The 22,232-nt window shown below is 69.4% G+C and carries 21 protein-coding genes; 10 read left to right on the top strand and 11 right to left on the bottom strand.

Annotation, left to right across the window (positions count from 1 at the left end; translation table 11 throughout):
* Positions 1-113 precede the first annotated feature (113 nt).
* Positions 114-1,208: an asparaginase gene (locus tag J2850_RS13210; RefSeq protein ID WP_246513043.1), complete on the bottom strand. Its 1,095-nt coding sequence runs from the start codon at positions 1,206-1,208 to the stop codon at positions 114-116.
* 46 nt (positions 1,209-1,254) lie between these two features.
* Entirely contained in the window at positions 1,255-1,455 is a 201-nt protein-coding gene (locus J2850_RS13205) for a hypothetical protein (protein WP_209982318.1), read from the bottom strand.
* 348 nt (positions 1,456-1,803) lie between these two features.
* Between J2850_RS13205 and J2850_RS13200 the strand changes: the two genes are divergently transcribed.
* Genes J2850_RS13200 through J2850_RS13190 form a run of 3 tightly spaced genes read left to right on the top strand, consistent with a single transcriptional unit; the run spans position 1,804 to position 5,558 of the window.
* On the top strand, positions 1,804-2,751 hold the full coding sequence (locus tag J2850_RS13200) for a LysR substrate-binding domain-containing protein (protein ID WP_209982317.1): 948 nt from the start codon (positions 1,804-1,806) through the stop codon (positions 2,749-2,751).
* Entirely contained in the window at positions 2,748-3,764 is a 1,017-nt protein-coding gene (locus J2850_RS13195) for an SH3 domain-containing protein (protein WP_209982316.1), read from the top strand. Before J2850_RS13200 ends, J2850_RS13195 begins: the two co-directional genes overlap by 4 nt.
* Before the next feature lie 30 nt (positions 3,765-3,794).
* Positions 3,795-5,558 (top strand): DUF3369 domain-containing protein, encoded by a 1,764-nt coding sequence (locus J2850_RS13190; RefSeq protein WP_209982315.1) that lies wholly within the window; start codon positions 3,795-3,797, stop codon positions 5,556-5,558.
* A gap of 8 nt (positions 5,559-5,566) precedes the next feature.
* Here the strand turns inward: J2850_RS13190 and J2850_RS13185 are convergent, their stop codons facing one another.
* From J2850_RS13185 to rpmI, 5 genes are all read right to left on the bottom strand, one after another.
* Positions 5,567-5,980: a response regulator gene (locus J2850_RS13185; protein WP_211113897.1), complete on the bottom strand. Its 414-nt coding sequence runs from the start codon at positions 5,978-5,980 to the stop codon at positions 5,567-5,569.
* Between the two features lie 368 nt (positions 5,981-6,348).
* On the bottom strand, positions 6,349-8,760 hold the full coding sequence (gene pheT, locus J2850_RS13180) for a phenylalanine--tRNA ligase subunit beta (RefSeq protein WP_209982314.1): 2,412 nt from the start codon (positions 8,758-8,760) through the stop codon (positions 6,349-6,351).
* A gap of 12 nt (positions 8,761-8,772) precedes the next feature.
* Positions 8,773-9,855 carry a phenylalanine--tRNA ligase subunit alpha gene (gene pheS, locus J2850_RS13175; RefSeq protein ID WP_209982313.1) on the bottom strand — a complete coding sequence of 361 codons (1,083 nt, stop codon included), beginning with the start codon at positions 9,853-9,855 and terminating at the stop codon, positions 8,773-8,775.
* Between the two features lie 135 nt (positions 9,856-9,990).
* Positions 9,991-10,362, bottom strand: coding sequence for a 50S ribosomal protein L20 (gene rplT, locus J2850_RS13170; protein WP_085555667.1), 372 nt, complete (start codon positions 10,360-10,362; stop codon positions 9,991-9,993).
* 35 nt (positions 10,363-10,397) lie between these two features.
* Positions 10,398-10,598, bottom strand: a complete 201-nt coding sequence (gene rpmI / locus J2850_RS13165; RefSeq protein ID WP_012975158.1) for a 50S ribosomal protein L35 — start codon at positions 10,596-10,598, stop codon at positions 10,398-10,400.
* Positions 10,599-10,894: 296 nt separating this feature from the next.
* Here rpmI and J2850_RS13160 point away from each other — a divergent pair, with 296 nt between their 5' ends.
* The 3 genes from J2850_RS13160 (at position 10,895) to J2850_RS13150 (ending at position 15,189) form a co-directional block, all read left to right on the top strand.
* Positions 10,895-11,698, top strand: a complete 804-nt coding sequence (locus tag J2850_RS13160; protein WP_246513042.1) for a class I SAM-dependent methyltransferase — start codon at positions 10,895-10,897, stop codon at positions 11,696-11,698.
* Between the two features lie 6 nt (positions 11,699-11,704).
* Positions 11,705-13,243 carry a 2-polyprenylphenol 6-hydroxylase gene (gene ubiB / locus J2850_RS13155; RefSeq protein ID WP_209982309.1) on the top strand — a complete coding sequence of 513 codons (1,539 nt, stop codon included), beginning with the start codon at positions 11,705-11,707 and terminating at the stop codon, positions 13,241-13,243.
* Positions 13,244-13,482: 239 nt separating this feature from the next.
* Positions 13,483-15,189 (top strand): sensor histidine kinase, encoded by a 1,707-nt coding sequence (locus J2850_RS13150; RefSeq protein ID WP_209982307.1) that lies wholly within the window; start codon positions 13,483-13,485, stop codon positions 15,187-15,189.
* A gap of 47 nt (positions 15,190-15,236) precedes the next feature.
* Here J2850_RS13150 and J2850_RS13145 read toward each other — a convergent pair whose 3' ends face one another.
* On the bottom strand, positions 15,237-15,641 hold the full coding sequence (locus J2850_RS13145; RefSeq protein ID WP_209982305.1) for a YkvA family protein: 405 nt from the start codon (positions 15,639-15,641) through the stop codon (positions 15,237-15,239).
* A 182-nt stretch (positions 15,642-15,823) separates the two neighbouring features.
* Between J2850_RS13145 and J2850_RS13140 the strand changes: the two genes are divergently transcribed.
* The gene (locus tag J2850_RS13140) at positions 15,824-16,585 is read left to right on the top strand and encodes an SDR family NAD(P)-dependent oxidoreductase (RefSeq protein ID WP_209982303.1); all 762 of its coding nucleotides are present in this window, start codon (positions 15,824-15,826) and stop codon (positions 16,583-16,585) included.
* Between the two features lie 94 nt (positions 16,586-16,679).
* On the opposite strand, the gene J2850_RS13135 is transcribed toward J2850_RS13140, so the two are convergent.
* On the bottom strand, positions 16,680-16,877 hold the full coding sequence (locus J2850_RS13135; protein ID WP_209982301.1) for a hypothetical protein: 198 nt from the start codon (positions 16,875-16,877) through the stop codon (positions 16,680-16,682).
* A 355-nt stretch (positions 16,878-17,232) separates the two neighbouring features.
* Between J2850_RS13135 and J2850_RS13130 the strand changes: the two genes are divergently transcribed.
* Together J2850_RS13130 and J2850_RS13125 are read left to right on the top strand one after the other, a co-directional pair.
* On the top strand, positions 17,233-18,261 hold the full coding sequence (locus J2850_RS13130) for an aldo/keto reductase (protein ID WP_209982300.1): 1,029 nt from the start codon (positions 17,233-17,235) through the stop codon (positions 18,259-18,261).
* 16 nt (positions 18,262-18,277) lie between these two features.
* On the top strand, positions 18,278-18,832 hold the full coding sequence (locus J2850_RS13125; protein ID WP_209982299.1) for an NADPH-dependent FMN reductase: 555 nt from the start codon (positions 18,278-18,280) through the stop codon (positions 18,830-18,832).
* Between the two features lie 101 nt (positions 18,833-18,933).
* On the opposite strand, the gene J2850_RS13120 is transcribed toward J2850_RS13125, so the two are convergent.
* Together J2850_RS13120 and J2850_RS13115 are read right to left on the bottom strand one after the other, a co-directional pair.
* Positions 18,934-20,169, bottom strand: coding sequence for an argininosuccinate synthase (locus J2850_RS13120; protein WP_209982296.1), 1,236 nt, complete (start codon positions 20,167-20,169; stop codon positions 18,934-18,936).
* Positions 20,170-20,313: 144 nt separating this feature from the next.
* On the bottom strand, positions 20,314-20,829 hold the full coding sequence (locus tag J2850_RS13115) for an SH3 domain-containing protein (protein ID WP_209982294.1): 516 nt from the start codon (positions 20,827-20,829) through the stop codon (positions 20,314-20,316).
* Between the two features lie 386 nt (positions 20,830-21,215).
* Between J2850_RS13115 and J2850_RS13110 the strand changes: the two genes are divergently transcribed.
* Positions 21,216-22,205: a 2-hydroxyacid dehydrogenase gene (locus J2850_RS13110; RefSeq protein ID WP_209982292.1), complete on the top strand. Its 990-nt coding sequence runs from the start codon at positions 21,216-21,218 to the stop codon at positions 22,203-22,205.
* Positions 22,206-22,232: the final 27 nt, after the last annotated feature.

The raw sequence follows: 22,232 nt of genomic DNA, 5'->3' as shown, positions 1-22,232 counted from the left end.
TGATCCACCACCGATCGGCACCGCTCGGCCCTCAGCCGGCCCTCAGCCGGCCAGCGACCGGTCCGCGACCGGTGGTGGATCCGTGTGCTGGCCTCCGCCGGGCCGTGGCGGGGCTAGCCCTCGATCACCGTCAGCTCGCCCGCCAAGGGCCTGGGCATCTCCGCCTTGACCGCTTCGGTGTCCAGGCCGCCGGCGAGCAGGCAGACCAGCTTGGCGTAGCTGGCCTCCGGCGTCATGTCGTAGGCGCCGACAGCACCGATGGCCCCGAGGCCGGTGGCATAGGCGCCGGGCAGGACCGCGCCGCGCTGCACCTGGGTGTTGTCCATCACCACCATGCCAGCCTTCACCGCCGCCGACAGCGCGTCGAGGAACTCCCGGTCGGTCGGGCCGTTGCCCTCGCCGAAGGCCAGCAACACCACCCCCCTGGGCGCCGGGCTGGTGCCGGTCAGCATCGCCGACACCGTGCTGCCGCGGATGCCGGGGTAGAGCCACAGCATCACCACGGACAGATCGGCGACCGCCGCCGCTGCCGCCTCCAGCGCGGCCAGCCGGCGGGCGCGATTGCCCGGCTCGGTCAACGACGTGTCGGCGCCCGGCATCGGCAGCCACAGCGCCTCGTTGCGGGCGACCACGCTGCCGATGGTGGCGAGCGGCGGGAGGTTCGGCGAGTCGAAGCCGGCATAGCGGTTGGCGTCGACCTTCGAGGCACGGTTGCCGCGCAGCAGCTTGGTATCGAAATAGACGCAGGCCTCGGGCACCGGCAGGGTTCCGGCAACCACGATGGCGCCGATAAGGTTGGCCGGTGCGTCGCTCAGCGTGAAGGACAGCGGGATCTGCGACCCGCTGAACACCACCGGCTTCGACAGGCCGGGCAGCAGGAAGGAGAGGGCCGAGGCGCTGTAGGCCATGCTGTCGGTGCCGTGCAGCACCACGAAGCCGTCATACTGGTCGTAGACTTCCAGCAGGCGCCGGGCGATGGCGATCCAGTCCGCCGGCGTCATGTTGGAGCTGTCGAGCGTGCGGTCGAACCAGCCCATCGTCCAGCCGAGCTGCGGATACCCTGCCACCCCGTGGCCGGACAGGCCCGGCATCGACATCACCCGCTGTTCGAACTCCGGACCCGCAACCGGGGAGAGCACGCCCCGGTCGTTGGTCACGCACCCGATGGTGCCCCCGGTGTACAGCACATAGACCCGCGCCATCGCCATTCCCCCGTCTTTCCGGTCGCCGGCGGCAGGATAGGCCGTCGCAGGACTACTTCTCAAGGAACAGCGGGTCCCGGAACAGCGGTTCGGAAGCCGGCGGGCGGCGCCGGCCGACCTCGCCCGGCCGCCCGAGCGGGTTGTAGGGCAGCCGGAAATGCCGCGGCTCCGGGACCCTGGGCGGCGGGGCGGAGACGGGCTCCAGCCTTGCGGCCTCAAGCACGGCGCTGGACCAGATGGACAGAAGGGACATGGACGCGCGCTCCCGATCGGTTGGAAAGCGACAATGGGGTGGCGCTCAATTCCTTGGAAACGAATAGACATTATGCGGTCATCACGGTTCGTGATAACCATGGGTCGGGACCGCCCGTTTCACGCCCTCCCTTACCGCCACCGGGTGTCCGTGCTAGGAAGGAACGGTCCGTTCCCGGCCGCGGAAGGTCACGCATGTCCCCTCGCCCGCCCCGACACCGGCGACCCGCTCCCGGATGGAACGCTGGAACAGGCGCGCAACGGCGTTCCACCCGGTTTCAAATGTTCCACTCGCGCCCGCCCGCCGCGCCGGACCGCCGCATTCCCGCCCCACCCCCGGTTCCCCGACATGCCCGCCAACCTTGATACCGACCTGCTGCGCGCCTTCGTCGCCGTCGCCGAGCATGCCAGCTTCACCCGCGCCGGCGAGACGCTGGGCCGCACCCAGGCGGCGGTCAGCCAGCAGGTCCGCCGCCTGGAGGAAACGGTCGGCAAGCGCGTGTTCGAGCGCGACACCCACGGCGTGCGCGTGACCCGCGACGGCGAGGTGCTGCTGGCCTACGCCCGCCGCATGCTGACGCTGAACGACGAGGTGCTGGCGCTGATGCGCCGCAGCCCGACGGTGGCCAGCGTGCGCATCGGCACCCCCGACGACTACGCCACCATGCTGCTGCCGGAGGTGCTGGCCCGCTTCAACGCCGCCTACCCGGAGGTGATGGTCGAGGTGGTGTGCGACAACAGCCCCGACTTGGTGGCGGAGATCGACCGCGGCCGCTACGACCTCGCCCTGGTCACCCGCCGGGCCGGCGACACGGCGGGCGAGCTGGTACGACGGGAGCCGGTGGCCTGGGTGGCGCCGCCGCTCGATCCCGCGCCGCCGCCGGGCCACCGGCCGGTGGAACGCCTGGACCCGCTGCCGCTCGCCCTGTTCCCCAAGGGCTGCGTCGTCCGCGACCTCGCGGTTGCCGCGCTCGACACGATGGGGCGCGACTGGCGGGTCGCCTTCACCAGCAAGAGCGTCGTCGCCGTGCACGGCGCGGTGATGGGCGGGCTTGGGGTGACGGCGATGGAGTGCTGCACCGTGCCGGCCGGCCTGCGCCGCATCGGTGCGGCGGAGGGCTTCCCCGACCTGCCGGACATCGACATCGCCCTGCACCGCGCCCGCGGCGAGGCGCCCAAGCCGGTGCGGCTGCTGGCCGACGCCATCCACGATCTCGTCGGCCGCCAGATGCTGGGTGGCAGGCCGCCCGCTCCCGCCGCAGGCACCGCTGTCGGCGCTGTCGGGAGGGTGGCATGACGGTGCGGGCGGCTCCCCTCCCCCGCGCCTCCCGGCTCCGCAGGCTGCTGCTTGCGGGCGGCGTGCTGTGGGCCGCGGCGTCCGGCGCGCTCTGCCCTGCGCCGGCGCGCGCGCAGAGCCCGGTCGCCATCGGTGCGCCCCTGACCGGCGAGGTCGTGCTGAACCGCGACATCGAGGTGCGGATCGGTCCCGGCGAGGATGCGCGCATCGTCATGACGCTGAAGCAGGGCAAGGCGCTGAACGCCCTCGGCACCCCGCGCGGCACCGCCTGGACGGAGGTGGCGATCGGCGGCAAGCCCATCGGCTACGTCCCCGCCGACTCACTGGACCCGGCGCTGATGGTGACCGGGCGCCCGGCGGTCGGCGGCGAGGGTCCCCGCCCGCCCGCCAAGCCGGCCTCGGGCGGCGGCCAGGCGTCACCGCCGGCAGCGCCGTCCCCGGCGGCCCAGCGGCCGGACACCGCCGCTCCCCACCGCAGCGCCGCCGTCGTGCCGCGCGAGGCCTGGGACAAGGCGGCCCGCAGCCCGGCGGAAGGCTATGTCGTCGCCGCCGCCCCGATAACCGCCACCGAGGTGTTGAGCAACCGCAAGCGCCGGTCCTTCACCCTGCGCACGGGCGACGTGGTCGGGCTGCTCGGCGCCGCCGACGGGCAGGCGACGCTGGCGCTCCCCGCCGGGACGCACGCCCTGGCGCCGATCCGCGACCTCGTCGGGGTGGCCGCCGCCTATCCGCTGCCGGGCATGCCGCCGGTGGAGCCGGGGATGCTCTACGGCATCAAGCTCGGCGAGTATGTCAGCTACGGCGAAGGGCTGCGCGCCTGGAAGGAGTTCACCGCCGGCCCCGGCAGCACCTACCGCGACCTGCCGCCGATGGTCTGGCCGGTCTTCCGCCGGGGACGCCTGCTGTACGACGTGGGCGTTGCCCCCTTCACCCGCTTGCAGGTCGACAACGCCTGCGGCACGCTGGCGCAACGCGGACTCGATTGTACGGTGATCGAGCTGGATACGTTCTGATGGCTGTCCCCGCTTCGAGGCCGACGCGCCATGACCGACCCTGATCCAGGCACCACCCCCGCCACCCCACCTCCCGAGGACGAGGAGCTGGTGTTCCTTGATGAGTCCGGTGGGGATGAATCCGGCGGGAACGACGCAGGCGGGGCGGCCGACCATGGGCCGCCCGGCAGCCGATGGACCATGCTGATCGTCGACGACGAGCCGGAGGTGCATGCGATCACCAAGCTCGTCCTGTCGGATTTCGCCTTCAAGGGCCGGCGCGCGCGCTTCCTGTCCGCCCATTCGGCGGCGGAGGCGCAGGCGATCCTGGCGCGCGAGAGCGACATCGCGCTGATCCTGCTCGACGTGGTGATGGAGACCGAGGATGCCGGCCTGCAACTCGTCCACCACATCCGCGAGGAGCTCGGCAACCGCCATGTCCGCATCATCCTGCGCACCGGCCAGCCGGGGCAGGCGCCGGAACGGGCGGTGATCCTCGATTACGACATCAACGACTACAAGGCGAAGACCCAGCTCACCGCCCAGCAGCTCTTCACCAGCACCGTCGCGGCGCTGCGCTCCTACGAGGACATCGTGGCGATCGACGCCAACCGCCGCGGGCTGGAGAAGATCATCGAGGCGTCGTCGTCGCTGTTCCGCACCCGCTCGATGAAGCTGTTCGCCGCCGGCGTCCTGACCCAGCTTTCCGGACTGCTCGGGGTCGGGCCGGACGCCATCCTCTGCGTGCAGCGGGGGGGACGCGGCGGCCCCCGCCCCGATCCCGGCCCTGATCGCGGCCCTGACCCCGGCCCCGGCGGCGTCGCCGACCACGACGGCCTCTACGTGCTCGCCGGCTCCGGACGGTTCGAGGCGCTGATCGACGAACTCGCCGCCGGCCATGTCGAGGCGCCGGTCCTCGACGCGGTGACCGCCTGCCTGGAGCGGCGGGCGCACCAGTATGCCGCCGACCACTGCACGCTCTACATCCGCACGCCCAACGGCCGCGAGACGGTGGTCTACCTGCGCTCCGGCCGCCCCCTCTCGGACCTCGACCGCCGGCTGATCGAGCTGTTCTGCGGCAAGATCTCGGTCGGGTTCGACAACCTGCACCATTACGAGCAGCTCCACCGCGTCCAGCAGGGCACGCTGGCTGCCCTGGCCGACCTCGTCGAGGGTGGCCAGCCTGCCTTGCCGGGCGCCCTGTCGGCTGCCGAACCGCAGCCGGCGGACGCCAGGGGCGGCGATCAGGGGACCGCGCGCCTCAGCCGGTCGCTGCACCTCGCCGCGCTGACCGAATGCATCGCCCGCCGCCTGCATGCCGACGGGCATTTTCCCGAGTCGCTGGACGAAACGTCACTGGAGATCATCGGGCTGGCCGCCATCCTCCATGACATCGGCAACGCCGTGGTCAGCCCGGCGATCCTCGCCAAGCCGGGTCCGCTCGACGACGCCGAACGCGCGGCGATGCAGGTCCACACGGTCGCGGGCGCCGCCTTGCTGTCGCAGGCGAGCCATCTGGCCGAGGGGCCGAGCCATCTTCATCTCGGCGCCACGGTGGCACGCTCGCATCATGAGAACTGGGACGGCAGCGGCTATCCCGACGGCCGCAGCGGCCCCGCCATTCCGCTGTGCGCCCGCATCGTCGCGGTCGCCGACGCCTATGACGCGATGACGCGCGACCGTCCCTACCGGACGGCATTGGGACACGAGGCTGCGGTGGCGGAAATCAGGCGGCTGGGCGGTCTGCGCTTCGACCCGACGGTGGTCGATGCCTTCCTGGCGGCCCTGCCGGAAATCGAGGGACTCGGCCGGTAAGGCCGCCGTCAGCGGCGGGAGAGCGACTCCACCGCCTCGCGCAGGGGACCGACCTGCACCGGCTTCAGCAGGAGCTGGCATCCCAGCAGTTCGGCTTCGTCCCGGCGGGCGGCGGTGCTGTCCCCGGTCAGGATGATCGCCGGGATCTCCACGCCGGTGCGGCTGCGCAGCAGTTCCACCACCTCGCGCCCGGTCCGGCCGGCCGGCAGGTAATGGTCGGCGATGATCAGGTTCGGGGTCCGGGCAAGGCCGGGGAGCTGCTGCTCCAGTGCGGCCGCGCTCAAGGCTGTCACGGTCTCGTATCCCCATCCGTCCAGCAGGATCGTCAGCCCTTCCACGATGGAACGGTCGTCGTCGACCACAATGACGAGTGGTTTGCTGGACTTACTTTCGATTGTCCGGTCGCTCCCCGATGCAGCCATTTGCCTCCCCTGCTCCCTTCAGTGCAATCCAATCCCGTCCGAAAACACCAAGGCAACACAAGCTTGGCCTGTGCCTTAACCGTGACATTGATGAAACCGCAGGCTTATCGGATACAGATAAATTTGACTTCCGGATTTTCCATAGGTCCATGCATCTCTGCGCAGCATTTAGCCGTAATACAAGGCAATAGGGTTTTCCCTTAGCTGATGCAATCTCACGCCTTCAATCAGCGATTCATCATATGCTCGTATGTGCAACCGGTTGAATTCGCGGGTACACCTGTTGTTTGGCGTCGAAACGAAAACGCCCCCGCGGAAGCGGGGGCGTTTCTTCAATCGGCAGGCTGTTCAACCTTGGCGGGCAGGCATCACCCGCGCAGGGTGCCTCCGGTCGCCTTGGCCACCGCCGCGACGATCTTCTGGCCGACCGCTTCGATCGCCTCGTCCGTCAGCGTCGCGCTGGTCGGCTGGTAGGTGACCGACACGGCGACCGACTTGCGGCCCTCGCCGACACCCGGCCCCTCATAGACGTCGAAAACCGTGACGTCCTTGACCAGCGCCTTGTCGGCGCCCTTCACCGCGCGGAGGATCTTGTCGGTCTCCACCTTGCGGTCGAGGACGAAGGCGAAATCGCGCTCGACCGGCTGGAAGGACGAGAGCTGGACCATCGGCTTGGCGGTGCCGCCCTTCTTCTTGGGCAGCGGCACGGCGTCCAGCATCACCTCGAAGCCGACCACCGGCCCCTTGACACCCAGCGTCTCCAGCACCGAGGGGTGAATCTCGCCGAAGCGGGCCATCACCGTGGGGCCGAGCCGCAGCACGCCGGAGCGGCCGGGATGGTACCAGCCCGGCGCATCGGTGGTGACCTGCAGGTTGCCGGCCGGGGCGCCGACCGCCTCCAGAACCACCAGCGCATCGGCCTTGGCGTCGAACACGTCGACACCGCGGGCCTTCTCCGCCCAGTGGCGCGGCACTGCCGCACCGGCGCGGATGCCGGCGGCGACGCTGTCCTGCCCGTCGGGCGCCGGCGTGCGGAAAGCCGCCCCGACCTCGAACAGGCGGACGTCGGCATAGCCGCGGTCGGCGTTGCGGCCGGCGGCCTGGATCAGGTTGGGCAGGATCGACGGGCGCATGACGTCGAGGTCGCTGCTGATCGGGTTGACCAGCCGCAGGCCGGGCTGGCCGCCGCCGAACAGCTCGGCGACCGGACCGGACAGGAAGGACCAGGTGACGGCCTCCGACAGGCCGCGGGCGGCGAGCGTGCGCTTGGCCAGCGCCACGCGGCGCTGCTTCAGCGTCAGGGCCGGGCGGGTCAGCACCGTCTCGCGCGGCAGCGGCGTCGCCGGAATGGCGTCGAAGCCGTGGACGCGCAGCACCTCCTCGACCAGATCGGCCTCGCCCTGAACGTCGGCGCGCCAGGACGGAACGCCGACGACCAGACGGCCCTCGGCATCCTCGCCCTCCAGGGTGAAGCCAAGGTCGGTCAGGATCCGCTCCTGACGGTCGCGCGGCAGGTCGACGCCGCCGAGCGCGGCGACGCGGCCCGGACGCAAGCTCAGGCTGCGCTTCCAGTCCGGCTCGGCCCCGGCGACCACCAGGTCCGACGGCTCGCCGCCGCAGAGATCCAGAATCAGGCGGGTGGCGCGCTCCATGCCGGCGAAGACCGCTGCCGGATCGACGCCGCGCTCGAAGCGGTAGCGGGCATCCGAGTCGATGCCCAGCCGGCGCCCGGTCTGCGCCGTGCGCACCGGATCGAACAGCGCCGCCTCGACGAAGACGTTGACCGTCGACTCGGTGCAGCCGGTCGGCTCGCCGCCGACGATGCCGGCCAGAGCCTCAGCCCGCTCGTCGTCGGCCACGACGGTCATGGCGCCGTCCAGCGCGTATTCCTTGCCGTTCAGCGCCGCCAGCGTTTCGCCCTCGCGGGCCATGCGGACGGTGATGTCGCCCTTCACCGCGTCGGCGTCGAAGACGTGCAGCGGACGGGCGGCGTCGAAGGTCAGGTAGTTGGTGATGTCGACCAGCGCCGAGATCGGGCGCAGGCCGATGGACACCAGCTTGTCCTGCAGCCACTTCGGCGACGGACCATTCTTCACGCCGCGGATGTAGCGGCCGACGAACAGCGGACAGGCCTCCGGTACCGTGATCGACACGCCGATCGGGCTGGCGAAGCGGCCTTCGACCGGGGTGGTGTCGAGATGCCCGGCGGTCAGCGGCTTCAGCGTCCCCATGCCGGCAGCGGCGAGGTCGCGGGCGATGCCGCGCACGCCGGCGCAATCGGCGCGGTCCGGCGTCAGGTTGATGTCGATGACCGGATCGTTCAGCCCGGCATAGTCGGCGAAGCCGGCGCCGACGGGGGCGTCGTCCGGCAGCTCGATGATGCCCTCATGCTCGTCCGACAGCTTCAGCTCGCGCTTCGAGCACATCATGCCGTTCGACTCGACGCCACGGATGACGCCCTTCTTCAGCGTGATGTCGGAGCCGGGGACATAGGTCCCCTCCGGCGCGAAGACGCCCTTCATGCCGGCGCGCGCGTTGGGAGCGCCGCAGACGACCTGCAGGGTGCCGGCGCCGGTATCGACCATCAGCACGCGCAGCTTGTCGGCGTCCGGGTGCTTCTCGGCCGAGACGACATGGGCGACGCGGAAGGGCGCCAGCTCCTTCGACCGGTCATGGACGCCTTCCACCTCCAGGCCGAGGGCGGTCAGCTTCTCCGTGATCTGGTCGAGCGAGGCGTCGGTCTCCAGATGGTCCTTCAGCCAGGACAGCGTGAACTTCATGGATCCGGCTCCTTAGCGCGTCAGGCCGTGGGCGATGTTGGGAATGTCGAGGGCGGCGAAGCCGTAGTGCTTCAGCCAGCGCAGGTCGGCTTCGAAGAAGGTGCGCAGGTCGGGGATGCCGTATTTCAGCATGGCGACGCGCTCCACCCCCATGCCGAAGGCGAAGCCCTGGTAGCGGGTGCTGTCGATGCCGCAGGCTTCCAGCACGTTCGGGTGGACCATGCCGCAGCCGAGGATCTCCAGCCAGTCACCGTAGTTGCCCAGCTTCAGCTCGCCGCCCTTGCGCGAGCAGCCGATGTCGACCTCCGCCGACGGTTCGGTGAAGGGGAAGAAGCTGGGGCGGAAGCGCAGCGGCAGGTCGTCCACGTCGAAGAAGGCGCGGCAGAACTCCACGAGGCAGCCCTTCAGGTGCCCCATGTTGGTCGCCTCGTCGATGACCAGCCCCTCGATCTGGTGGAACATCGGGGTGTGGGTCATGTCGTAGTCGGAGCGGTAGGTGCGCCCCGGGGCGATGATGCGGATCGGCGGCTTGTTGTTCAGCATGGTGCGGACCTGCACCGGGCTGGTGTGGGTGCGCAGCAGCATCTTCTTATCGGCCCCGTTTTCCGAAGGCGCGTCGGGCAGATAGAAGGTGTCGTGCATGTCGCGCGCCGGGTGGCCGGGCGGGAAGTTCAGGGCGGTGAAGTTGTGGAAATCATCCTCGATGTCCGGCCCTTCGGCGACCGAGAAGCCCATTTCGGCGAAGATGGCGACCATCTCGTCCATCGTCTGGCTGATGGGATGGATGCGCCCTTCCGTCTCGGGGCGGACCGGCAGGGTGACGTCGACCCGTTCGGTTTCCAGCCGTGCCTTCAGGTGGGCGGCGGCGAGGTCGGCCTTGCGCGCGTCGATGGCGGCGGCGATCTCGTCCTTCAGCGCGTTGAGCTGCTGGCCGCGCTCCTTGCGCTCGTCCGGCGTGAGGGTCCCCAGCTCCTTCATGAAGCCGGTGATGCGCCCCTTCTTGCCGAGCGCGGAGACCCGCACCTCGTCCAGCGCCGGAAGGTCGGCGGCGGCGTTGACCTGCGACAGAAGTTCGTCTTTCAGCGCGTCGAGCATGGCGGTTCCCGGCAAGCGTGGGGAAGAAATCGGTGCAAAAAGAAAAAGGGAGCCGGCCCAGCGGCCCGGCTCCCTTCTCTTACAACTGACGCCGTGACGGCAAGCGTTCCCTAAGAGCGGGAAGCGCGAGGCGCGTTACGCGGCGGCCTTGGAGGCGAGCGCGGCCTGGGCCTGGTCCACCAAGGTCTTAAAGGCCTCCGGCTCGCGCGCGGCCAGATCGGACAGGACCTTGCGGTCGATCTCGATGCCGGCCAGCTTGATGCCGTTGATGAAGCGCGAGTAGGTCAGGCCGTACTGGCGGACGCCGGCGTTGATGCGCTGGATCCACAGGCCGCGGAAATCGCGCTTCTTGTTGCGGCGGTCGCGGTAGGCGTAACGAAGCGCCTTCTCGACCTTCTCGATCGCAATGCGGAAATTCTTGGAATTGCGACCCCGGTAGCCCTTGGCGAGCTTCAGGATCTTGCGGTGACGGGCGTGCGTCGTGACGCCGCGCTTAACACGAGCCATGGTTCAGGTCCTTCCGAATTCTAGATGTGCCGAGATCAGGCGTTGCGCAGCCAGTTCTTCAGCACCGTGCGGGCGTTGGAGTCGCACAGGGTCATCATGCCGCGCGCGTTGCGCTTCATGTTCGGGGACTTCTGTTCCAGGCAGTGGCGCTTGTAGGCGGCCTGAGCGCGGACCTTACCCGTGGCGGTCACCTTGAAGCGCTTCTTGGCGCCGCTCTTCGTCTTCAGCTTGGGCATTTTCGTTTCCTAGATGGAAATGAGGCGGAATTTCCAGCGGACGGTTGGGCATGCCCTGAGCCTCGCGGCCCGGCCTCGCCGCCCGTGGAAGGTTGGGCTTATACGCGCGGGGACGGCGGGATGCAAGGATTTCTCCGCCCGTCCCCTGCCGACGCCAAGGATTTCCCTCGCCGCCGCAAGGAGTCCGCAGGACCGATCGCCCATTCGCCGGCCGCCATACGCCAATCGCCGCAGCAGTGCCTTATGCCGCACGCCCCGGCTGGCGCATGCCCCATGCCCGCGCTATGTTCCCGGCCATGAGCGACACCACCCCCCCTCCCCAGACCGATCCGCAGAAGCCCGTGTCCGGTGCCGCCCCCTCGGGCGCCGAAGGCAACTGGTTCGGCTTCACCCCCGTCGATCCGTCCGCCAAGTCGGGGTTGGTCCGCGCCGTCTTCGACAGCGTCGCGACCAACTATGACCTGATGAACGACCTGATGTCGGGGGGCATCCATCGGCTGTGGAAGGACACGCTGATGGAGATGGTGGCGCCGAAGCCCGACATGACCCTGCTGGACGTGGCGGGCGGCACCGGCGACATCGCCTTCCGCTTCCTCAAGAAGGGCGGCGGGGCCGCGGTGGTCTGCGACATCACCGAGGCCATGGTCCGGGTCGGGCGCGACCGCGCCATCGACCGCAACATCCTGTCCGGTGTGCAATGGACGGTCGGCGACGCGGAGCGGCTGCCGGTGGCCTCGCGGTCGGTCGACGCCTACACAATCGCCTTCGGCCTGCGCAACGTCACCCGCATCGACGAGGCGATCAAGGAGGCCCACCGCGTCCTGAAGCCCGGCGGCAAATTCTATTGCCTGGAGTTCAGCCACGTCGTCCTGCCGGTCCTGCGCGAGCTGTACGACGTCTACTCCTTCAAGGTGCTGCCCGTGATGGGGCGCATGGTGGCGAAGGACGAGGGGAGCTACCGCTATCTGGCGGAGAGCATCCGCCGCTTCCCGCCGCAGGAGGACCTGGCCAGGCGCATCGAGGCCGCCGGCTTCGGCGCCGTGCGCGTGCGCAACCTGACGGGCGGGATCGCCGCCATCCATTCCGGCTGGCGGATCTAGGCGACCGTGTTCCGCATCCTGCGCAACCTGGTCCGGATGGCCGTCATCGGCCGGACGGTCGCCCGCCACGACGCCCTGCCCACCAGCCTGCTGGGCACGGCCCCCGGCCTGCTCTGGCTGTGGCGACGCATTGCCCGCAAGGACGTACCCGGCCGCGAAGGCCAGCGGCTGGCCCGCGCCCTGGCGGAGCTGGGGCCGACCTACATCAAGCTGGGGCAGCTCCTGTCCACCCGCTCCGACCTGGTGGGCGAGCGGATGGCGGTCGACCTGGCGGAGCTGCAGGACAAGCTGCCGCCCTTCCCGGGCGATCAGGCCCGCGCCATCATCGAGGCCGAGTTCGGCCTGCCGGTCCAGGCGCTGTTCCAGAGCTTCGACGACCGGCCGGTCGCCGCCGCCTCGATCGCGCAGGTGCATTTCGCCGTCACCGCCGACGGCGACGAGGTCGCGGTCAAGGTGCTGCGCCCCGGCATCCTCGCCGCCTTCGAACGCGACATCGACCTGTTCTATTGGCTGGCGGCCCTGGCCGAATGGGTGCTGCCGCGGCTGAAGCGGCTCCGGCTGCGCGAGGTGGTCGACACCTTCGCCCGCACCTCGCGGCTGGAGATGGATCTGCGGATGGAGGCGGCCGCGGCCTCGGAGCTGGCGTCGAACTTCAAGAGCGATCCGAGCTTCAACGTCCCGAAGATCGACTGGGAGCGCACCGGCGCCCGGGTGCTGACCCTGGAGCGCATCCGCGGCTTCAAGGTGGACGAGCCCGCCCGCATCTCGGCGGCCGGCTTCGACCGCGACGAGATCCTGGCGATGGCGTCCGCCTCGTTCTTCAACCAGGTCTTCCGCGACGGCTTCTTCCACGCCGACCTGCATCCCGGCAACCTGTTCATCAATGAACAGGGGACGATCACCGCGGTCGATTTCGGCATCATGGGCCGGCTGGACCGCTCGACCCGCTACTATCTCGCCGACATGCTGATCGGCTTCCTGACCGGCGACTACCGCCGCGTCGCCGTGGTGCATTTCGAAGCCGGCTACGTCCCGCCCCACCAGTCGATCGAGCTGTTCACCCAGGCCTGCCGCGCCATCGGCGAACCGCTGCAGAACAAGCCGCTGAACGAGATCTCGGTCGGCCGGCTGCTGGCGCAGCTCTTCGCCGTCACCGAGCAGTTCGAGATGGAGACCCAGCCCCAGCTCCTGCTCCTGCAGAAGAGCATGCTGACCGCCGAGGGCGTCGGACGCCTGCTGAACCCCAACATCAACATGTGGGAACTGGCGCGTCCGCTGATCGAGGAGTGGATGCGCGAGAACCGCGGGCCGGAAGCGCAGTTCATCGACGATGCCGGGGCGGCGCTGTCCACCATCCGCCGCCTGCCCGCCCTGGTCCGCGAGGCGGAACGGGTCACCCGTGACATGGCCGACGGGGGCGTACGCCTGCACCCGCAGACGGTCCGCCAGATCCTGGCCGGATGGGACCGGCGGCGGCGTCCCGACCGTGCAGCCCTGTGGGTGATCGCCGCCCTGCTGGCGGTCATCGCCCTCGGTCTGGCCTGACGGCCGAAACCCTCCATTCCCCCCATTCCCCGGGATGGCCGGCCGGGGAATGGGAACCGGAAAGCAGCGGTTTGCGGCATGCCGCAACCAATTCGGGTGAGGCTCGTCCGAAAGACAGAGTTACGCTCCCGGCATCCTGCGCTACCATGGCGCGATTCCCGACGTCGACTCGACCTTCGACGCTGAAGGCGCAGGAAACGGTTGATTGCATGCGCCTGCTCGGCCAGCGCTCTGACAGATTGCCGACAGACGGTATTCCGTCCTTCCACAACCCCAGGCTCGAAGCCGCCATCGGCTGGCTGGCGGCCTGCGGATTCCTGTTCCTTGCCGTCGTCACGGTGGTGGTCGGGGTGCAATCCCGCGAACGGGCGGTGACCGGCGCGCAGGAGCGGGCGCAGGCGGCGGTCCGGGTGCTGGCCGAGCATGCCGCCCGCCTGTTCGATGCCGCCGACCTGCTGGTCGAGTATGCGGCGCAGGAGTCGGCCGGCCGGCCATGGGACGAGATCGCCGGCTCGCGCGAGCTGTGGGACAAGCTGAACGCCCAGCGGGCCCGCCTGCCCTTCCTCGACGCCGTCTGGCTCAACGACCCCTCGGGACTGCTGCGCCTGACGACGGTGGCTTTCCCAACCCCCTATTCCGACGCCTCGGACCGCGAGGCGTTCCTGTTCCACCGCAAGGTCACCGAAGGCGACCGCCCCCATATCAGCCAGCGCATCATCGGCCGGGTCACCAACCAGCCGACCTTCCTGCTCAGCCGCCGGCTGTCAGAGCCCGGCGGAAGCTTCCGCGGCATGGTGTCGGTCACCGTCGATCCGTCCTATCTGGCCGGCTTCTACAAGACCCTGGACCTGCCGCACGAGCCGGTGACCATCCTGGTCCGTGCGGACGACCTGAGCGTGCTGGTGCGCGAACCGGTTGCCGATCCGGCCAACCCCACCCCGCTGTCCGAGTTCGCCCGCCAGGCGCTCCGCGCTCCGCAGGGCGACGGGGTGGTGCGCGACGACGCGGTGATCATCGCCCACCGCCGGGTCGATAGCTGGCCCGCGCACGTGGTGGTGCAACTGGACCTGGCACCGGTCCTGGCGACCTGGCGGCGCCTGATCGCCCCCTATGCCGGCCTGGCTGCCGCCGCCGCCCTGGCGTTGATGGCCCTGTCGCTCTTCGCCTTCCGGCAGGCGCAGAGCGCCCGGGTGGTGCAGCTCGAACTGGAGCGGCGCGTGCTGGAACGCACCGCCTCGCTGGAACGCACCATCGGCGAGCGCGACGCGGCGCTGGCCCAGAAGGACCTGCTGATGCGGGAGGTCAACCACCGCATCAAGAACAGTCTTCAGGTGGTCTCCAGCCTGCTCGGCCTGCAGGGACAGGCGGTGGGCGACGCGCGCCTGCACGGGCACCTGCAGGAGGCAGGACGACGGGTCCAGGCGATCGCCGACATCCATCGGCTGCTGTACCGGGTCGACGACGTCCAGTTCATTCCCTTCCACGACTATCTCACCGACCTGTGCCGCGAACTGGAGCGATCGGCGCAGTCGGAGGGCGGCGGCTGGCGGCTGGACCTGGCCGTCGAACCGCTGGAGGTCCCGACCGACCATGCGGTGCAGTTGGGTCTGATCGCCAACGAACTGGTGATGAACGCCATCAAGCATGCCTACCGGCCGCTCGTCGCCACCCCGGCGGCTGCCGGCGGTGCGCGCGTCGCGACGGCGGAGGCGGCTTCGAGGAACACCATTGCCGTCGGGCTGCACGCGGATGGCGGCATGCTGGTGCTGAGCGTCGCCGACCGGGGCGTGGGACTGCCCTCCGGCTTCGACTGGCGCCAGAGCCGCAGCCTGGGCATGAGGCTGATCCACACGCTGTCCGACCAGCTCGACGCCACCTTGAGCGTGGAGAACACCGCACCCGGCGCACGCTTCACCATCCGCCTGCCGCGCGAGGCGATGGCCTGACCGGCAGCCGGCTGGCCTTGACGGCTGCCGGCACCTGCCGGGCGCCATCAAGGCCGGCCGGCTGCCTCCTCCTTCCGGAGGGTCTCGCGCGCCCGTTCCCAATGTGCCGGCGTCAGATGGGTCCGGACGGTCTGGATCGCCGCGGCGAGCACCGCCGCATCGTCGGTGAAGCCGGCGATGAGCAGCCAGTCGGGAACGGCATCGGCCGGCAACACGAAATAGGCCAATGCCGCCAGCAGGATCGCCTTGGCCCGCCGCGGTGTGGCCGGATCGGTCGCACAGTAGAAGGCCGCCAGCACCTCCTCAAGGAAGGGAATGCGGTGGAGGTTGCCACGCAGCTTCGCCCAGAAGCGATGGCGGACCAGCCGCTCGTCCCGTGCGGCCCGTTCGGGATCGGCGACCACCGGCAACGGGCGCTGCAGTGACGGCGGCAGAGCGGAGGGGACGGCCATGGCAACTCGACCTTCTGGCGGCGGGTGGCGGAGCACACGGCCTCATACCCCTCACCATACGGTAGGGTGTGGTGGCAACGCGCATCTGCTAAACAAGTTCGGCCGCGATCTGTTCAATGCAGGGTCGGTTGAAATTGGAGCCGGCCGGAATCGGGGCCGGCCGCAAATCAGGAGGAGATGCCATGAACATCCAGGGTCTGGCCGCCATCGTGACCGGCGGCGCCTCGGGCATGGGGGCGGCGACGGCGCGCCATCTGGCCGGGCTCGGTGCCAAGGTGACGGTGCTCGACGTCAACGAGGATGCGGTGCTGAAGACCGCGCACGAGGTCGGCGGGCTTGGGCTGGTCTGCGACGTCACCGACGGCGCTTCGGCCGAGCGGGCCTTCGATCAGGCACGCTCCGCCCATGGCCCGGCCCGCATCGCGGTCAACTGCGCCGGCATCGCGCCGGCCCAGCGCATCGTCGGCCGCGACGGCCCGATGCCGCTGGAGAATTTCCGCTCGGTGATCGAGGTGAACCTGATCGGCACCTTCAACATCCTTCGCCTCGCCGCCGCCGACATGGCAAAGCTGGAGCCGCTGGACAGCGGCGAGCGCGGCGTCGTCGTCAACACCGCTTCGGTCGCCGCCTATGAAGGGCAGATCGGCCAGGCCGCCTACGCCGCCTCCAAGGGCGGCATCGTCGCATTGACCATCTGCGCCGCCCGCGATCTCGCCCGGTACGGCGTGCGGGTGATGACGGTCGCGCCCGGGCTGATCGGCACGCCGATGCTGCTGAACATGCCGCAGGAGGTGCAGGACAGCCTGGCCGCCTCGGTGCCCTTCCCCAAGCGCTTCGGCAAGCCGGAGGAGTATGCCAGGCTGGTCCAGCACATCGTGGAGAACGAGATGCTGAACGGCGACGTCATCCGCCTGGACGGCGCCATCCGCATGGCTCCGCAATAACCGCCCGACGGTGAAGCCGGACGGCGGCCAGGGGAAGGCAGCAGGCGGACGGTCCCGCCTGCCGCCGTCCGGCTCCACCGTCAGGCCATGAACGTCAGCTCTCGATCGCCGCGGCTTCGTCCGCGCGTTCGGCTTCGCCCAGCAGGTCGATCAGCAGCGTGGTGCAGTGCTGCATCCGCTGGTCGGCCATCGCCGTCGCCATGTCGCGGCCGGTCTGCTCCTGCCAGCCCTCCAGCATCTGGGCCAGATATCTCCGGACGTGGTCTTCCCGATCCAGCCGCCGCGTCGCCATGCAATCCCCCGTTTGCGTCACCAGACCCGGATGGGTCCGACCCTCGACATTTTCGTACACCCAAATTAGGTAATCATTGGTCCCGGCAACAGACCGTCCCCAATATATCACAATTCCGGGCCAGTGGTCTCGATCGGCAGATCATGGGCCATAGGGGGTAACCGGGCCGTCGCCCGCGCTCCGGCCGGTTTGCGTGCACGGCTTCCGCGGCCGGTTTCCATGAAGCCCCCCTGGCCGGAAGGTTCATTGACCTTCCCGGCGAATCGATAAGTTCATGGGAAACAATCGGAAAGCTGGCTCTGCCGGTCCCGTTCCGGCACCGTCAGCGGGGATCCAAACCAGGAGAGCACCAACCATGAGCAACGGCGTCAGCAAGACCGGCCTCCCGACGCGCCGCTTCGGCACCACCGACATGTCGATCACCCGCGTCGGCTTCGGCGCCTGGGCGATCGGCGGGCCGGACTGGGCCGCCGGCTGGGGCGCGCAGGACGACAGCCATTCGGTCACCGCCATCCGCCACGCGGTGGACCGCGGCATCAACTGGATCGACACCGCCGCAGTGTACGGCCTCGGCCATTCCGAGGAGATCGTGCGCCGCGCGCTCGCCGAGATCCCCGAGGCGGAACGTCCCTACGTCTTCACCAAGTGCGGCCTGGTGTGGGACGAGGCCGACCGTAAGGCGATGCCGCGCCGCATCGGCAAGGCCGACAGCATCCGTCGCGAACTGGACGCGTCGCTGAAGCGGCTGGGCGTCGAGCGCATAGACCTCTACCAGATGCACTGGCCGGCCGAGAACGACGCCATCGAGGAATACTGGCAGACCCTTCTGGACCTGAAGAAGGAAGGCAAGGTCAGGGCCGTCGGCCTGTCCAACCACAGTGCCGCGCAGTTGGAGTCGGCGGAGGCGCTGGGCCATGTCGATACCCTTCAGCCGCCCTTCTCGGCGATCCGCCGCGACGTCGCTGGGTCGGAACTGCCCTGGTGCCTGGAGCACCGGACCGGCGTCATCGTCTACAGCCCCATGCAGGCGGGCCTGCTGACCGGCCGCTTCACGGCGGAACGGGCGAAGGCGCTGCCGGCCGACGACTGGCGCTCGACCAACGCCAACTTCAAGGGTGAAGCACTGGAGCGCAACCTGGCGCTGGCCCAGTCCCTGGCTCCGGTGGCGGAGCGTCACGGCACCAGCATCGCCGCGGTGGCGGTGGCCTGGGTCCTGTCCTGGCCCGCCGTGACCGGAGCCATTGTCGGCGCCCGCACGCCGGACCAAGTTGATGGCTGGCTGGACGCGGCCACCCTGACCCTGACGGCGGAGGATCTCGACGAGATCGCCGCCGCCATCGCCAGGACCGGGGCCGGCAGCGGCCCGTCCCACCCGAGCAAGTAAGAAAGGCAACCGCTTCATGACCGATGCAACGCCGCGCGCCAAGCTGCTGGGCCTGCCCGGCAGCCTGCGCCGCAACTCCAACTCGCTTGCCGTGCTGCAGGGGCTCCGGGATGCCCTGCCCGCCGGCATCGGCATGGAGATCCGCGACCTCCGCCTGCCGCTGTACGACCAGGATCTCGATACGCCCGACGGGCCGGCGGAGGTCCAGGCCCTGCGCCAGGCGATCGCCGACGCCGACGGCGTCGTCATCGTCACGCCGGAATACAATTACGGCATGCCGGGCGTGCTGAAGAACGCGCTGGACTGGGCCTCGCGCCCCTACGGCAAGTCGGCGCTGATCGGCAAGCCGGTGCTGGTGATCTCCAACTCCCCCGCCTTCACCGGCGGCGTGCGCGCGCACCAGCAGGTGAACGACACCCTCCTGGCGGTTTCCGCCAAGCTGGTCGGCGGTGCGCAGGTGGTCATCGGCATGGTCGGCGAAAAGGTGAAGGAGGGCAAGCTGGCCGACGAGGCGGTCTTGAAGTTCGCGCTCGGCGCGGTCGACAAGCTGGTCGCCGCGGGCGGAAAATGACCCCTGCCGCCGTCCGTCGCCCGCAAGGCGGCGGACGGCGGCGGAGGCGATGGGCCGGCATGATCGGCGGGAGGGCATCGCCCTCCCGCCTTCCCGGCAGATTACCCGATCTTCTGCTTGGCCATCGCGCCCAGGCGCAGGCGGAGCGCGTTCAGCTTGATGAAGCCTTCCGCGTCCTTCTGGTTGTAGACGCTGTCCTGCTCAAAGGTGACGTAGTCCATGCGGTAGAGCGAGTTGGGCGACTTGCGGCCGACGACCGTGACGTTGCCCTTGAACAGCTTCAGCCGCACCGTGCCGTTGACCAGCGACTGGGTCTGGTCGATCAGCGCCTGGATCGCCAGACGCTCCGGGCTCCACCAGTAGCCGCAATAGATCAGCTCTGCGTAGCGCGGCATCAGCTCGTCCTTCAGGTGCCCGGCACCGCGGTCCAGCGTGATGCTCTCCATCGCACGGTGGGCGACCAGCAGGATGCTGCCGCCCGGCGTCTCGTAGACGCCGCGCGACTTCATGCCGACATAGCGGTTCTCGACCAGGTCGAGGCGGCCGATGCCGTTCTCGCCGCCCAGGCGGTTCAGCTCGGTCAGCAGGGCTGCCGGCGACAGCGCCTTGCCGTCGATGGCGACCGCGTCACCGTTCTTGAACTCCACCTCGATGTAGGTCGGGCTGTCCGGCGCCTTCTCCGGGGCGACGGAGCGGGTGTACATGTCCTCGTCCGGCTCGACCCACGGATCCTCCAGCGCCTTGCCCTCGTAGGAGATGTGCAGGAGGTTGGCGTCGGTGGAATAGGGTGCTTCGCCGCGCTTGTCCTTGGCGATCGGGATCTGGTTCTTCTCGGCGTAGTCCAGCAGCGTGGTGCGGCTGTTCAGGCTCCACTCGCGCCACGGCGCGATGACGGTGATGTCGGGCTTCAGCGCGTAGTAGCCCAGCTCGAAGCGGACCTGGTCGTTGCCCTTGCCGGTGGCGCCGTGGGCGACGGCGTCGGCGCCGACGAGGTTGGCGATCTCGATCTGGCGCTTGGCGATCAGCGGCCGGGCGATCGAGGTGCCGAGCAGGTAGGTGCCCTCGTAGAGCGTGTTGGCGCGGAACATCGGGAAGACGAAGTCCCGCACGAACTCTTCGCGCAGGTCGTCGATGAAGATGTTTTCCGGCTTGATGCCCAGAAGCTCGGCCTTCTTGCGGGCGGGCTCCAGCTCCTCGCCCTGGCCGAGGTCGGCGGTGAAGGTCACCACCTCGCAGGAATAGGTTTCCTGCAGCCACTTCAGGATGACCGAGGTGTCGAGGCCGCCCGAATAGGCGAGCACCACTTTCTTGATCTGTTTGCCGGACGCGCCGCTCATGGGACTGCTCTTGCAGTAGAGAAAGGTAAGGCCGCGACCGTACGGCCTTTCCCGCCCTCCTTCAAGCCCCCGCCCGCCGAAAGCCGTATCTCCGGCCCGATCCGCGCAGCGATCCCCGGCCCGGCCGGCGTCCCGGCCGGAGTCTCAGTCGATCTTCTCGCCGGGATAGGTCCCCCAGAAATCGCCGCGCTTCATCCAGCCGCGATAGCCCTTCAGCTCGACCTCGCACCAGTCGTCGCGGCACTTCTTCAGCGAACCGATGACGCCGGGCTCGGCCCGCGCCACCACCGCGCTGTCGGCACGCGGCGCGTCGTACAGCATGCGGGTCTGGCCGGTGGTCAGGATGCCGCGCCGGCCGGACAGGGCGCTCTGGTGGACCCAGCCCTCCGCCCCTTCCCAGTCGCGGATGCGGCGCCAGGTGTCGAATTCCTGGATGATCTCCACCGGCATGTCCTTGCGCGTGAAGACCCATTCGATGGGATAGTTGCCGTTGGGACCCGAGCGCAGGTTGATCTCGCCGAAGCGCAGGGTGACGAAACGCGGGATCGGCAGACCGGACGCATGGGTCGGATCCTTGCGGCCTTCCGCGGCGTTGCCCGGAGCCATGCCGAGCCCGGCGATCAGGGCCAGCGCGGCAAGGACGGAGCGGCGGACGAGCATGACGGCACCGGAGATAGCGGCGGGAAACGGCTGGCGGGCCGCACTATAGTGACCACCCGTTCGATAGGGCAAGAGGCCGGTCCGCTGATCGCACCGGGGGATCGCACCGGGGGATCGCACCGGGGGATCGCACTGGGGGAGCGGGCCGGGAGAGTGGCCGGGACATGGGCGGTGCCGCGGCGTCCCCTTCCGCAGGACGGGCTTCCGCCAAGGACATCTGGACAGCCTTACAACCGCTTGGTATGGCAACCATGGACCGGAAGGTTCCCGATGGATGCGCGGGGGCAGGCCGGGGCGACGCCGGGAGCGTTGCCGGCACAAGGGCCGACACAAGGGCCGGGACAGGGGCCGGGACAGGGGCCGGGAACAAGGAAGGAACAGCACCGATGACCGACAAGAAGAAGCCGCTCGTTGTCGTCACCCGCAAGCTGCCGGACGTCATCGAGACCCGGATGATGGAGCTGTTCGACACCCGCCTGAACCCGGACGACCTGCCGCTCACCGCCGCCCAGTTGCAGGACGCGATGGCGATCGCCGAGGTGCTGGTGCCGACCGTGACCGACCGCATCGACCGCGCGCTGATCGAGGCGGCCGGGCCGCAACTGCGGCTGATCGCCTCGTTCGGCACCGGCGTCGACCATATCGACCTGAAGGCTGCCCGCGAGCGCGGCATCATCGTCACCAACACCCCCGGCGTCCTCACCGAGGACACCGCCGACATGACCATGGCCCTGCTGCTGGCGACCGCGCGCCGCGTGGCGGAGGGCGAGCGGCTGGTGCGCTCCGGCCAGTGGACCGGCTGGGGACCGACCACCATGCTGGGCCACCGCATCAGCGGCAAGCGGCTGGGCATCCTCGGCATGGGCCGCATCGGTTCGGCGCTGGCCCGCCGCGCGCGCGCCTTCGGCATGTCGATCCACTACCACAACCGCCGCCGCGTCCATCCCGAGCTGGAGCAGGAGCTGGAGGCGACCTACTGGTCGAGCCTGGACCAGATGCTGGCGCGGATGGACATCATCTCCATCAACTGCCCGCACACGCCGGCCACCTACCATCTCCTGTCGGAGCGCCGCCTGAAGCTGCTGCGGCCCCACTGCTACATCGTCAACACCTCGCGCGGCGAGGTGATCGACGAGGTGGCGCTGACCCGGATGCTGTCCAAGGGCGAGATCGCCGGCGCGGGGTTGGACGTGTTCGAGCACGAGCCGGCGGTCAACCCCAAGCTCCTGCGCCTCGACAACGTCGTCCTGCTGCCGCACATGGGATCCGCCACCATCGAAGGACGCATCGACATGGGCGAGAAGGTGGTGGTCAACATCAAGACCTTCACCGACGGCCACGCCCCGCCGGACCGCGTGCTGGAAGCGCTGCTCTGAAGCGTGCTCACACGGAAAACCAAAAGC

It is taken from the genome of Azospirillum picis (genome assembly GCF_017876115.1).
GTDB classification, from domain to species: Bacteria; Pseudomonadota; Alphaproteobacteria; order Azospirillales; family Azospirillaceae; genus Azospirillum; species Azospirillum picis.
Note: the sequence above shows the minus strand (reverse complement) of the source record. Positions and strands in the feature narration are given on the sequence as shown.

Bases quoted from the DNA above. Each gene is read 5' to 3' on its own strand.
- J2850_RS13210 (WP_246513043.1), bottom strand. From the start codon at position 1,208: ATGGCGATGGCGCGGGTCTATGTGCTGTACACCGGGGGCACCATCGGG.
- J2850_RS13205 (WP_209982318.1), bottom strand. From the start codon at position 1,455: ATGTCCCTTCTGTCCATCTGGTCCAGCGCCGTGCTTGAGGCCGCAAGG.
- J2850_RS13200 (WP_209982317.1), top strand. From the start codon at position 1,804: ATGCCCGCCAACCTTGATACCGACCTGCTGCGCGCCTTCGTCGCCGTC.
- J2850_RS13195 (WP_209982316.1), top strand. From the start codon at position 2,748: ATGACGGTGCGGGCGGCTCCCCTCCCCCGCGCCTCCCGGCTCCGCAGG.
- J2850_RS13190 (WP_209982315.1), top strand. From the start codon at position 3,795: ATGACCGACCCTGATCCAGGCACCACCCCCGCCACCCCACCTCCCGAG.
- J2850_RS13185 (WP_211113897.1), bottom strand. From the start codon at position 5,980: ATGGCTGCATCGGGGAGCGACCGGACAATCGAAAGTAAGTCCAGCAAA.
- pheT (WP_209982314.1), bottom strand. From the start codon at position 8,760: ATGAAGTTCACGCTGTCCTGGCTGAAGGACCATCTGGAGACCGACGCC.
- pheS (WP_209982313.1), bottom strand. From the start codon at position 9,855: ATGCTCGACGCGCTGAAAGACGAACTTCTGTCGCAGGTCAACGCCGCC.
- rplT (WP_085555667.1), bottom strand. From the start codon at position 10,362: ATGGCTCGTGTTAAGCGCGGCGTCACGACGCACGCCCGTCACCGCAAG.
- rpmI (WP_012975158.1), bottom strand. From the start codon at position 10,598: ATGCCCAAGCTGAAGACGAAGAGCGGCGCCAAGAAGCGCTTCAAGGTG.
- J2850_RS13160 (WP_246513042.1), top strand. From the start codon at position 10,895: ATGAGCGACACCACCCCCCCTCCCCAGACCGATCCGCAGAAGCCCGTG.
- J2850_RS13145 (WP_209982305.1), bottom strand. From the start codon at position 15,641: ATGGCCGTCCCCTCCGCTCTGCCGCCGTCACTGCAGCGCCCGTTGCCG.
- J2850_RS13140 (WP_209982303.1), top strand. From the start codon at position 15,824: ATGAACATCCAGGGTCTGGCCGCCATCGTGACCGGCGGCGCCTCGGGC.
- J2850_RS13135 (WP_209982301.1), bottom strand. From the start codon at position 16,877: ATGGCGACGCGGCGGCTGGATCGGGAAGACCACGTCCGGAGATATCTG.
- J2850_RS13130 (WP_209982300.1), top strand. From the start codon at position 17,233: ATGAGCAACGGCGTCAGCAAGACCGGCCTCCCGACGCGCCGCTTCGGC.
- J2850_RS13125 (WP_209982299.1), top strand. From the start codon at position 18,278: ATGACCGATGCAACGCCGCGCGCCAAGCTGCTGGGCCTGCCCGGCAGC.
- J2850_RS13120 (WP_209982296.1), bottom strand. From the start codon at position 20,169: ATGAGCGGCGCGTCCGGCAAACAGATCAAGAAAGTGGTGCTCGCCTAT.
- J2850_RS13115 (WP_209982294.1), bottom strand. From the start codon at position 20,829: ATGCTCGTCCGCCGCTCCGTCCTTGCCGCGCTGGCCCTGATCGCCGGG.
- J2850_RS13110 (WP_209982292.1), top strand. From the start codon at position 21,216: ATGACCGACAAGAAGAAGCCGCTCGTTGTCGTCACCCGCAAGCTGCCG.